Here is a 12,501-nt window from a genome sequence, read left to right on the forward strand (position 1 = left end):
GCCCAAATCTTCAATATCATCTTGCTGTATTATTAGTATTCTTTGCAGCTTCTTTTATAATGGTCGTCTCTGCTGGATATCTCACAAACCCCAGACCACTATCTGAGATTTCATTGACTTGCTTGAGTAATATTCGCCTCATAGCTACAGATATGGATGGCACATTGACTATGCAAGGAAAATTTACCCCCGCATTGCTGCAAGCATTAGAAGATCTAGCCGCAGCTAACATTCAGGTATTAATTGTAACAGGACGTTCATCTGGGTGGGTGAGTGGGCTAAGTAGCTTGATGCCCATTACTGGCGCTATGGCAGAAAATGGTGGTTTATTCTTTCCACCTGAAAACCAAAAACCGATAGTTTTAACACCCATTGCCGACTTAGCTAACCACCGCCGAGATTTAGCAGCAGTTTTTGAGCAATTACAAAGTAAATTTCCCCAAATAGAGGAATCTATTGATAATCGCTTTCGTCTTACCGATTGGACTTTTGACGTAGCTTCTTTGAGTTTAGATGAGCTAAAGCTTCTAGCTGAACTCTGTCAACAAATGGGTTGGGGATTCACTTATAGCAACGTGCAGTGTCATATAAAACCCCAAGGACAAGATAAGGCTGTTGGATTATTGCAAGTAATGCGCGAATACTTACCACAGTACTCACCAGAACAAGTTCTGACTGTTGGTGATAGCCCCAATGATGAAAGTTTATTTAATCGGCGTTATTTTCCCGTTTCTGTAGGTGTAGCCAACGTACTAGACTATACGCATCAATTACAGCATCAACCTGCTTACGTCACAACTGCCGCCGAAGGTGAAGGATTTTGTGAGCTATCTAATTATTTGTTGAAAAGTCTAAAAATATCATAAGTTAAAACCAGCCAGAACAGGGGGATGAAAAGAGCGATCGCAGGGTACGCTCAGTACAAGTTCCCCAGTACCCCAATTCCCAAAACAAATTTGCTCTAGAATAGGGTTGGTAGCAATGAGTTTCAAACTATGACAGCTACTCTAGGAGTCAACACCGAGTCTGATATCTTCTACCCCAGCGCTGATGGCGAACCAGTGGCAGAAACATACGACCATCTTTATGCTTTACTCACCACTCTGGAAGTGCTAAAACAGTACCTGGCAGATCGTCAGGCGACGGTATTAGGTAATCAATTTCTTTACTATGCACAAGGTTTTCCCAAGTTACGGGTTGCTCCAGATGTGATGGTAATTTTTGATGTCGCACCAGGCGGTCGAGACAACTACAAAATTTGGGAGGAAGGTCAAGTACCTACGGTTATTTTTGAAATGACATCCTTTGGAACTAAGGAGAAGGACGAAATCTTTAAAAAGATTCTGTATGAGCAGCTAGGTGTCAAGGAATACTGGCAGTTTGATCCTAAAGGCGAATGGGTAGAACAACAGCTACGCGGTTATCGCCTCAGAGGAGAAACTTACGAACTCATTCAAGATAGCCGCTGTGAACCCCTAAAGCTGCGCTTGATAGTTGAGGGACGCCTGATTGCGTTTTATCGGGAGGATACAGGTGAAAAGCTATTGATCCCCGATGAACTCACAGAGGCTTTAAAGCAAGAGGTTTTAGCAAGACAGCAAGCAGAAGAACGAGCTGAACAGGAACGTCAACGAGCTGAACAGGAACGTCAACGAGCTGAACAAGCAGAATTGCAAGTAGAACAATTAAAGGCAAGGTTGCGTTCGCTTGGTGTAGACAATGATCCCCATATTTAAAAGGACAATTCAATAGCTATGCAACCATAAAATGGTATCTGCAATAGCAAAAGATTTAAACTAAAAATGTGAGCGCGATCGCACAACGTCTTCAAGGAAAAATCGCCTGTTATCCCTCATCTCAAGCAGAATAGCCAAAAACTATCTCATAAACGTTTCTTGATAAATTAGCATTTTGTAGGAACATACACAGTGGGTATTTTGTCAATAGATATTAGTGAACCGATGGTCTATTTACCTTTATAGATTTCGGTACTATTTGGGGACAAAATAAGTATTCGTCCTGCGTTAAGTTAGCCTATTTGTTCTGAATTTTATAAGTTACCCGAGCGAGAACATTAGGTTCTACTTATCAAAGATATTTTGCTAGTTGTTAGATAAAAATTAGGTTAAGTTATGTAACATCTATAACATCTTTTGTGTATTTCCTGATCGAAAATTAACTGTTATTGCTGGTTCATCCTAGCGAAATCTAGCTGTAGTGAGAGGTAAACTATGCTTGTGTCTACAAAAGTCCATCTCAAGGTACTGTGTAGTTTCCAAACCAGGCATTTATATTAGAAATATGAGAATGCTATCTGCAATATCAGCAATTAATAAGTTTTGGGAATACCATTTTTATAATTTCTTTGTTATTTTGTATTTAACGGGACAGTTCTTCATCATTTGGTGGGTTTAAATAACAATTAGTTAAACCGTTCTTCCCCGAAAACCCATGTAAATTCTTGTATTTGCGCTTGTTTTCCTTCAATTTAGAAGTGTAATGCAAATAGCAGAAATCAACTGCATGGTAATACTCCAAACTGGCAAATAGTTTATCCAAACAAGGAAATCTGGCTTACTACTATGGTTAAAACAAATAATCAGCAAATCATCATGCCTGCTTTTATTAAACCTATGGAGACAACCCATCAAATAGCAAGTAAAAACCCCTTTGCTCTACCTAAATGGGATTTACTACAACCATTACGCCAATGGCTTGATGAACTCGAAATTCAGAATCGCAAATTAGCCAAATTTATTGCTAAGCTAATTCCTGCTCAGTGTCCTTTCGAGCGCGATATCATGCTATTTGGTCGTACAGTAGCTCATATTCCTCCAATGTGTAAGCTGAATCCTCTTTATGAGCAACTTGTGGGCTTACGTTTTCGTGCTTTGTGTTATTTAGTAGATCAATGTGGAGAAGATATTCAATCATACTGCTAAACGCAACCGAAGTAAACGCAACATCGAAATTAAAATTGAGCATTAACCCATTCAAGAATGTTTCAATGAGTTGGGGTGTCCAAAAAGGCAATTTGGTAACATGAAGTATCTAAATTTCCTGGGACTTATGATACTCAAGAAATATGTGATTTATTAGCAGATAATGTGATAGGTACGCCCAATGATGGGCAATCATTGCAAACAAGGCAAGGAGATCTAGTTACTTTTGCCGCTGGAATATCCTGGTAGGTGGGAAATTATAAGCGACGGCACTAAACATTATTACTTTGATTAATAGAGATAAGTCAGTCAACCAATTTTCGATTTTGGATTGATCTCACTGATGAATCCGCTTTCTTGGAAGTTTTGGATTTATTGCATGGCAAGTGGGAAATTTAAAATCTTTCGAGATTTTGAATGATTCAATGCCAAATCTGTCTGATTCGTTTAAACGCAAACATCTCATTTCTTAAATGGATGGTAGGGAGATAGAGGTTAACAACGATGTCATAGGATAGAGTAGCAGAGTCAGGAAATTGCTGATATCCGCATCTGACAGAATTCTTTGTGATCCCATCTCCTAGACAATATTTGTACGATGTTATTGCATTTAAGTACTTGGCAGGAAGTTGAAGCTTATCTTAAGCAGTCCCAGGGGATTATTTTCCCTATTGGTTCTACAGAACAACATGGGCCTACAGGATTAATTGGTACTGACGCTATTTGTGCAGAAGCGATCGCTCATGCTGTAGGTGAAGCAACCCAAGCAATAGTTGGCCCTACAATCAATGTGGGAATGGCATTACACCATACCGCCTTTCCCGGCACAATCAGTCTGCGTCCCAGCACTTTAATTCAAGTGGTGCGAGACTATTTAACTAGTTTAGTCAAAGCTGGTTTTACCAAGTTCTACTTTATTAACGGCCACGGTGGAAACATTGCCACTCTTAAAGCTGCTTTCTCTGAAACTTATGCTCATTTAGAAGATTTGCAAATTAGCAATGCCCAATTAGTGCAATGTCAAGTAGCAAACTGGTTCATGTGCAGTTCAGTTTATCAGCTAGCCAAAGAATTATACGGGGATCAAGAAGGTTCTCATGCAACTCCAAGTGAAGTAGCACTCACCCAATACGTTTATCCAGAAGCGATTAAGCAAGCACCCTTCTCACCAGAAGTAGGAACAGGACACAAGATTTATAGTGCAGCTGACTTTCGCGTGCGTTACCCAGATGGACGCATGGGTTCCAACCCCGCCTTAGCAACGCCAGAACACGGTAAGCAGTTTTATGAATTAGCTGTCAAAGAACTTAGCAATGGGTATTTAGAATTTTTGAATGCCGAGTGATAGGGAGTAGGGAGTGGGGAGTAGGCGACTGAAATCGCTATATCCCTTTTCTGTTCCCTGTTCCCTTACCTAAATAGATAATTTATTTTGCACAACTACTTGTCATTTAACAACGATTGATTAGGTGTTAACTGAGTCTCAAAACGGCTATACACAATTTGGGTTGGATACCAGCAAGAAAGCCAATACACATCTTGAATAACTTGGCAAGAGCTATTTTCATCAATCCTCTCAAACTGAACCAAGGCTAAGTTATTCATTCCAACCACTTCTCGTCCTTGTTGAAACCAGCGAGATTTCCAAAACATTAACGGCTGTAACCATTGCCATTTAGCATTTTCTGCGCGTTTCCAGGGTGGTATTAAACTTGATATATCGTTGGCGATGCTATTAGTTTGAGTACTGTGTCGTGGAATCCACTCTAATAAGCAATACCAGTCGGGGTTGACGAGTGGGCGATCGCTATCTTGTTGTTTTGCTGAAAGTTCTTGCATATTGGTTGGATGATTCCACCCAATCCACCGCCGTACCTTTTCTGGTAATAAAAAATCTTTTAATCGTGTATGGATAATTCTGGTTAAAGTTTCTTCGTTTTTCAATGCACTAGAGGTTAGCTGTACCAAGACAGACTGCGATTGATCATTACGTGCATGAGACAAGCGAGTCACATAACTGTAGTGAATGTCCCCAGACAGAACAATGATTTGCTGACGTTGCTCAAACAAGATGGAGAGAAACTTTGCTAGTGCTTCAGTGTTGATGTTCCAGGCATCACCAACATCCGTGGAAAAAACTTTGTCGCGTCGCAAATGCCAGTGATGAATCCAATCAATTACTTGTAATCCAAATAGATTAGTAGGCGCAATCACAAACGTAGCTGGAATGTTAGTCTGTGCTGTTTGTTGTAAAGGTAGGAGTATTTGTTGCTGCAAAGCTTGGGGACATAGCAGCATCGGCGGCGCGATTGGTTTTTGGTCGGCAGGGTAGCCACGCCAAGTGCGTGTATCTAGCACAATGACTTCATGACAATCACTCCGAACTGTGTAGTGCCATGTGAGTGTCTGCGGATATCGAGCCAGAATCAACACTTCCTCATTTTGGGCAAAAGTGGGTAAGTCTGTGCGGGGATCGCTGGGTGGTATGCCAACATAACGAGCGATCGCTTCATAGGCAGCTGTATCTGTCCCTTGGGAAGTTGACCAAGCTTGTGCAGCAGCTAGCAGTTTCTCACCAGGTTGATTGGCTGTAAATTGCTCAGGTGTATTGCCCCAGGCTTGATATACTGCATAGGCTAACATGGCATTCTGAACTATCCGCCGCCCTAGAGGACGACCCAACACTCGTAAACACCAAGCTTGATTGAGGTTCCAATCATCACTGACATCATGGTCATCAAAAATGGTGTAAACGGGAATATTGGCAAGGGCGCGGCGCACTTTCCACAGTGTATGGATAAATTGCCGTAAATTACGCACTGAGCGATCCCAGTTTTGGCTAGCTTGGCGATCGCTTGTTACTTGGTGTCCTCGTGGAAAGGAAGTCGGCCAGCACACCGGAGACCAAGTTAGTAAATAACTAGCGTAATACTCTCCCAAACTCAGAAGATGGCTAGCAACTTTGTCCTGTTTATTGTGTAATCCCGCAGTCAAGCCGGCTTGAATCGTCGCTACTCCAGCTCGCTGTCCGGGAGGCAGCTGTTTGGGCGTACAATACACTACGTTATCAACTGGTTTCTTTTGACCCACAGGCAGCTGTTCTTCCCAACCCAGCAGCGCATCACCAAGATTACTAGCCACCCACAACGACGGATGTGCAACATCGTCTCCGTAAATTTGGTCTCCGGTTAGGAACAACTGATGAGGACGGCGGCGGGGCTGATTTGCTGCTGCCTCAATCAAGCAGTCGAGAATTGGTAGGGCATCAAATCCTTGACCATGAGGCTTGCGACAGGAAGCATGGATAATTTGCAAGTCTTGGAGACGGTTGGGTGGTAAGACAAAAGTTGGCTGCTGATGTTCAAAGTAGCTAATACAGTTTGAGTTTAATGCTTGTTGTAAAGTTTGGACAGTTCCATCAGTAGCTGTGAATTGGAGGTCATATGCATAGATGCGATCGCTACTTAAACGATACCCAACTTGAGACCTAGCTGTGACAGCAACCACATGCAGATACTTGCCCAAAGCAACAGTAGAACGTTGTCCTTCCCACAAAAAATCTCCCAAGGTTTCACCATGATTCGTTGTTTCGTAAACCTTGAGTTTGGCTTGGCAAGACTGTTTTAGTGCAACCCAAACCGTCACTGAATCCGGTTCAATCTTTTTGAGAATTGGCCCGGCTAAAATCAGCGGCAGTTCTTGAAAAAATTCGCCCCCAGCTTGATAATTCATTGCAAATAGGGAATGGGGAATGGGGAATGGGGAATGGGGAATGGGGAATGGGGAACTCGTGGCTCGCACGTTAGCGAAGCGGGGCGAAGCCCAGTGGGGATTAGGGGAATGGGGAGTTGTAATTATCTTTCTCCCCCAGCCTCCCCAACTTCCTCAGTTCCCCCAGCTTTCTTACTCCCTCATCTCACCAGTCCCCAGCCCCTAACTAATTCCGAGCGATACCTTCTTCACGCGCGGCTCGTTGGACGGCGGCAGCGACGGCGGTAACGACTCGCTCATCAAAAACCGAAGGAATGATGTGTTCTCGATCTAAATCTGAAGGTTTGACTAAAGAGGCGATCGCGCTTGCTGCTTCTAAGTACATGGTAGTGGTAATTGTCTGGGAGCGACAATCCAAGGCACCACGAAATACTCCAGGAAAAGCTAACACGTTGTTGATTTGATTTGGGTAGTCACTGCGGCCTGTGGCGATGACAGCCACATATTTATTTACTAATTCTGGCTGAATTTCTGGAATGGGATTGGCCATTGCAAACACAATTGGATCTTTTCCCATTGATTGCACCATTTCTGGTGTTAAAACTCCTGGAACGCTGACACCGATAAATACGTCTGCTCCTTGCATTGCGCCGGCGAGAGTACCTTGGGCTTTCACAACAAATTCGCGTTTTTCTTCAGTTAAATCAGTGCGACTCGTGGAGATAATTCCTTTAGAGTCGCACATCCAAATTTTTTCTGCTCCAGCTTTTTTGAGTAAGCGGGCAATCGCCACTCCAGCTGCCCCAGCACCATTAATCACGATGCGGATTTCTGCAATGGTTTTATGTACTAGCTTTAAAGCATTAAACAAAGCTGCCAAGGTGACAATGGCTGTACCATGTTGGTCGTCATGAAAAACGGGGATATCTAACTCTTTTCGCAATCTCTGCTCAATTTCAAAACATCGTGGTGCAGCAATATCTTCTAGATTTATACCACCAAAAACTGGAGCTAAATTCTTCACTGTCCGCACAATTTCATCTGTATCTTGGGTAGCAAGACAGATGGGGAAAGCATCAATTCCAGCAAATTCTTTGAACAGCATTGCTTTACCTTCCATTACAGGTAAAGCAGCGGCTGGGCCCAAGTTACCTAACCCCAAAACAGCACTCCCATCAGTCACAATGGCAACAGTGTTTTGTTTGATGGTTAAATTATAAACTTCTTCTGGTTTTTGGGCGATCGCATTACAAATTCGACCAACTCCCGGTGTGTAAGCCATGGCTAAGTCGGAAACACTTTTGAGGGGAATTCTACTGGTAATGCTGATTTTGCCACCACGATGCAAATTAAAGGTGCGATCATAAACATTCAGCACCGTAATGTCTGGTAATGCTTTGATTGCTTGCACAATTGTTTCGGCGTGTTCGGTGCTAGCAGCATCAACTGTAATATCACGAGTGGATTCTTTGCGGGTTTGCTCAATTAAATCAATTTGTCCCAGATTACCACCATTGATGGCGATCGCCTGCGTTACTGAGGCTAACATCCCCACGCGATTAGGAATCTGCAAACGCAGTGTCAAACTAAAACTAGAATTTGGAGTTAGGTCTGCCATTGTGATTCTCAATTTTAAGTTTTAGATCTTACTATTGAATTGATTGGTAAAGATCTAGACAAAAGCTAAAATCTGAAATCGGCAAGTTTTGTGTTGGGGTCTGTCTAACAAAGTTGAGGCAGTTGTTCATGGGGGTTTCCCCCATGAACAACTGCCGTCAGAGCGCAGGTTTCCCCTGGTGACTTTGCGCTAAATCCCCATTACAAAACTTAATTACGTTAGCGAAGCGGTAGCGAGTCCTCGAGCGTCATTACGAATTACGAATTATTTAATTACTTCTCTCCCTGCCCCTCTTCCTCTTCCTGATAAGCGATCGCACTTAACACTACTTCAGGAGGGCATTATATTTTATCATTCTTCGAGCAAGCCGATAGGTAGTGTTCGATAAAACTTTCTGATGTAGCTTGTTGACACTATTATCAACTACTTGGGTTTTGCAAATCAGCATGAGTTCACATAAATCTGCGATTGAGTATTAGAAGTTTTGCAGATTGTGATCAGTCAAACCAGATGAACAGAGCCATTAAATAATTCGTAATTCGTAATTCGTAATGACGCGACGCTCCTGTGTCGCTCTAAGCGAAGCTATGCCGTAGGCTTTACGCTGACGCTATCGAGGACTCGCTCTAAGCGAAGCTATGCCGCAGGCTTTACGCTACGAAGTGCGTAATTAAGTTTTGTAATGGGGATTTGATCCCAACACAAAACTTGCCGGTTCTATAACCGGGGGACTTAAACCCACGGAACTTGTTAGTCATCACAATATAAAGTCTCTATCAAGCAAATAGGCGTAAATCTTTATGTTCATGTAAAGAAATATAAACTTTTAGGTAAATTAGGAAGCTGAGTTTGGTAAATTTTACAAAAATTCACTCACTTGTGTCTAATTATGCCTACTTTCTTAACAAAAGCTTGACAATCAAGATTCAGCTAGATGACAACGAATAGCCAGAGAACGGAAGCGTCATTTGCAAAAATTTCTAGCTTCCATCCAGACAAGTCTAAGTTTTATGGGGAATAGAGCCAAGACATAGCACTAAAGTGCTTTGAATCACTCTTCCCCGCAGCGAAAGGTAAGTGATTTCTGCTTGATGCTTAATTAGCAAGAAACGTTTGGTAAAGCACAATTTTGGAGGAATACTAAATGTCCATCATCACTGTCACCAGCGCCAACAATAGTGGTTCTGGTTCTTTGAGAGAGACAATTGCTCGGGCTAAAGCAGGTGACACAATTAAATTTGCAGCTAATCTGGCTAACAAAACGATTACCCTCACCAGTGGTCAAATAGAGCTGAATAAGAATCTCATTATTGATGGTTCTGGTGCAGCAAATATTACTATCAGTGGCAACAAAGCCAGTCGGATTTTTAATACAACGCAGGGAATCAGGTTAACTCTAAAAAGCTTAAACTTTGTCAATGGTAGAGCAGTAAGTAGTGATCCCAAGTCTGAGATTAGAGGCGGTGCGATTAATCTCAATAACTTCAGTAGATTAACGGTATCTGATTGTAAGTTTGAGGACAACGTTTCTAATCGGGGTGGAGCTATTCATGTTGGCCGTTCTTGTGTTGTCAAAGTATCGGATAGCACCTTTGACAACAACGATGGCAGCGTCGCTAATAATGGCTTTAGTGCAGGTGCGATCGCGGCTGGAAGCACTGGATTATTATCGATCAAAAGTAGTCGATTCACCAACAATCGTGGCGTTTCAGGTGGAGCGATTTATAAGCTTTTAGGCCCCTTAGTAGTAGAAGATTCCGTTTTCCTCAAGAACAAATCCTCTTACGGAGGTGGTGCAATTTATACAGACGGTGCAAATATTGATGGCCCCAAAAATGACTCAGAAACAGTGGGTGGCACAATTAGAATTAGTGGGAGTCGATTTGAAGGCAATGAAAGCAGAAGGGATGGGGGAGCGATCAATCTTTATATCTACTATCCAGATAAGGCGATTATTGAAGATAGCATAATTATCAACAACAAAGTCAAACCCGACTCCAAAGGAATTGCTTTGGGGGGAGGAGTAAGAGCTAATGGGAATATCACAATCCGCAATGTCACCTTTGCCAACAATATTGCCGAAGGACAAGGCGGTGGATTGTGGCTAGATGGGTATGTAAATTCTAAAAATGCTCGCGCTACTGTTGAAAACAGTACTTTTTCTGGAAACAAAGCAAGTAGTACCAAAGGTTATGGTGGAGCAATCACCATCAATCCTAGTGCATCCGCCAATATCGACATCACCAACTCTACAGTTGTCGATAACTATGCTCAAACCTATGGAGGAGCTTTTTGGATTGTTGGTAAGCAAATAGCCACACTCACCAATTCAATAGTTGCCAATAACAAAGCAAACAACTCTTCAGGACTTGCTCAGCAGGTTGCATTTCAGTTACGGGATGGTGGCGGTAATATTGAGTTTCCTTCCCCAGTCAATAGCAAGAATAAAAAAGTAACTGCTGGTTCTCTGATTGCTAATCCCAAACTTGGTTCTTTGCAAACTATAAATGGTGTACTGGTGCGTCCGATATTAGCGGGAAGTCCTGCTATTGATGAGGGTGTGACAACAAAGGCACCAAAAACCGATATCCGAGGCTTTAATCGTGACAGTCAACCTGATGTTGGAGCATATGAGTATGGTGCAAAAGCGGCCAGCAGCCTCACAAGTACAGCCACACAGGCAACTACTACCAGTTCAACTAGTAGCCTGAAAAAAGCAACTTCTGGTAATGATGTGATTATTGGCACATCAGTTAGCGATCGCATTATCGGCTTAGCAGGTGCAGATAAACTCACTGGTCGTGAAGGTAATGACCAATTTGTCTACACTAATATTAGCGATCGGGGCGATACAATCACTGACTTTGAGATTGGTAAAGACAAAATAGTCTTTACCCAGTTGCTCGATAGCCTCAGCTACACCGGTACTAATGCCATAGCCGATGGCTATGTCAAAATCATACAAGGCAATATTTCTAACAACTTCAGCGTGCAAATTGATGTGGATGGTTCCACAGGCAATGAAAGCTTCAGTCCTTTTATTACGGTGGATGTAAAAGGTACAGGCACCCTAAATAACGCTAGCAACTTTGTGTTTTAAAGCTGAAGTGTCAATTTTGATCAGTTCTCCTTCTTTACCTTTATCAATTATTGAAAGGGGAACAGAAAACACGTCATTCCTCGCTATTGCCTGTTTCCTGTTCCCTGTTCCCTTCGTATTGAACTTATGAAGTGATTCTTGGGAATCCCCGTACCTTTTAGGTTAACGGAGGATGTCAACGACGTACTACAACTAAAGTTCCTGTTGAAGTCCAGTTATACAGCTTGCGGGCTTGTTGGACTGGCAAATTTATGCAACCATGGCTGACTGGAGTACCAAAACGGTTATGCCAAAAAGCTCCGTGAATCGCATAGCCTTTGTAAAAATACATCGTGTAAGGCACATTGGGAATGTTGTAGCCTCTACCTCGCATTCGATGAGTGCGATATTTAGAATTAATCCGAAACCTACCTATAGGTGTGGGGGTCGAACGCTTACCTGTAGAAATTCGGTATGAATGAACAAGTTTTTTGCCTTCCCAGGCAGATAACCGTTGCTCGGACAGGTCAATTTCAATCCAGCGGGGTCGAGTCGTTTGCCGGACATCAGATACATTAATGCTGTCGTTATTAAATACTGCAAAGTTGCGTTCAGATATTCTATGCGATGTAGCTCTAGCTATAGCTGAGTTGGAATTAGCCGTGGTGGATGACAAAGACAAGAAAGTCGCTAGTACCAGCGTCACACCAGTACAAAAAGTTCCGCAGCAACGAATCCAAGTTTGCATGATGCATCACCTTGATAAGACCGTTTCACTTTGAGGAGTAGGGGCATGAGGGGGACGCGGAGAATAACCAATTCCCCGTAGGCTAAGCGAAGTCGTACCCTGCGGGATCTTGCTAGCAAGAGCGTCTCCGACAGGAGAAGCCAATTCCCAACTCTATGCAATCAATCACATAGATATGTTCCCACTATTCTTTAGCGGATATACGCAACTCTTCCATGAATACTGCTAAACAAAATTCAAAATTACTCTCTTAATTTTTTTTGAATTTTGAATTGAAAAATGTCAGGACTTACGCTTATTTCTTGAGAGCAAACTATGTGAGTGCCTTCTTCTATATACTGTTTCTTGTTCAGTTATCTCCAGTCCGGAGATTCCCAGCAGAAAATACTGCTGAGAACCACTG

At 42.5% G+C, this 12,501-nt stretch carries 9 protein-coding genes; 6 read left to right on the forward strand and 3 right to left on the reverse strand.

The annotated features are described in order from the left end of the window. Positions 1–59 precede the first annotated feature (59 nt). The 5 genes from AC5JMF_RS01665 (at position 60) to AC5JMF_RS01685 (ending at position 4,287) form a co-directional block, all read left to right on the forward strand. The gene (locus tag AC5JMF_RS01665) at positions 60–866 is read left to right on the forward strand and encodes an HAD-IIB family hydrolase (protein ID WP_495793983.1); all 807 of its coding nucleotides are present in this window, start codon (positions 60–62) and stop codon (positions 864–866) included. A 129-nt stretch (positions 867–995) separates the two neighbouring features. Beyond that, complete coding sequence (locus tag AC5JMF_RS01670) at positions 996–1,736, forward strand: Uma2 family endonuclease (RefSeq protein WP_495793984.1); 741 nt, start codon at positions 996–998, stop codon at positions 1,734–1,736. Positions 1,737–2,582: 846 nt separating this feature from the next. Beyond that, on the forward strand, positions 2,583–2,942 hold the full coding sequence (locus AC5JMF_RS01675) for a Mo-dependent nitrogenase C-terminal domain-containing protein (RefSeq protein WP_495793985.1): 360 nt from the start codon (positions 2,583–2,585) through the stop codon (positions 2,940–2,942). Positions 2,943–3,083: 141 nt separating this feature from the next. Further along, positions 3,084–3,191, forward strand: a complete 108-nt coding sequence (locus AC5JMF_RS01680; protein ID WP_495794020.1) for a cupin domain-containing protein — start codon at positions 3,084–3,086, stop codon at positions 3,189–3,191. 349 nt (positions 3,192–3,540) lie between these two features. Beyond that, complete coding sequence (locus AC5JMF_RS01685) at positions 3,541–4,287, forward strand: creatininase family protein (RefSeq protein WP_495793986.1); 747 nt, start codon at positions 3,541–3,543, stop codon at positions 4,285–4,287. Between the two features lie 95 nt (positions 4,288–4,382). Here AC5JMF_RS01685 and AC5JMF_RS01690 read toward each other — a convergent pair whose 3' ends face one another. Together AC5JMF_RS01690 and AC5JMF_RS01695 are read right to left on the reverse strand one after the other, a co-directional pair. Continuing rightward, on the reverse strand, positions 4,383–6,674 hold the full coding sequence (locus tag AC5JMF_RS01690) for a metallophosphoesterase family protein (protein ID WP_495793987.1): 2,292 nt from the start codon (positions 6,672–6,674) through the stop codon (positions 4,383–4,385). 205 nt (positions 6,675–6,879) lie between these two features. Continuing rightward, positions 6,880–8,271 carry a malic enzyme-like NAD(P)-binding protein gene (locus AC5JMF_RS01695; RefSeq protein ID WP_495793988.1) on the reverse strand — a complete coding sequence of 464 codons (1,392 nt, stop codon included), beginning with the start codon at positions 8,269–8,271 and terminating at the stop codon, positions 6,880–6,882. Positions 8,272–9,415: 1,144 nt separating this feature from the next. Between AC5JMF_RS01695 and AC5JMF_RS01700 the strand changes: the two genes are divergently transcribed. Further along, positions 9,416–11,371, forward strand: a complete 1,956-nt coding sequence (locus tag AC5JMF_RS01700; RefSeq protein WP_495793989.1) for a choice-of-anchor Q domain-containing protein — start codon at positions 9,416–9,418, stop codon at positions 11,369–11,371. Positions 11,372–11,546: 175 nt separating this feature from the next. On the opposite strand, the gene AC5JMF_RS01705 is transcribed toward AC5JMF_RS01700, so the two are convergent. Beyond that, the gene (locus AC5JMF_RS01705; RefSeq protein WP_495793990.1) at positions 11,547–12,098 is read right to left on the reverse strand and encodes a L,D-transpeptidase; all 552 of its coding nucleotides are present in this window, start codon (positions 12,096–12,098) and stop codon (positions 11,547–11,549) included. Between the last annotated feature and the right edge of the window lie 403 nt (positions 12,099–12,501).

It is taken from the genome of Desmonostoc vinosum (genome assembly GCF_059505385.1).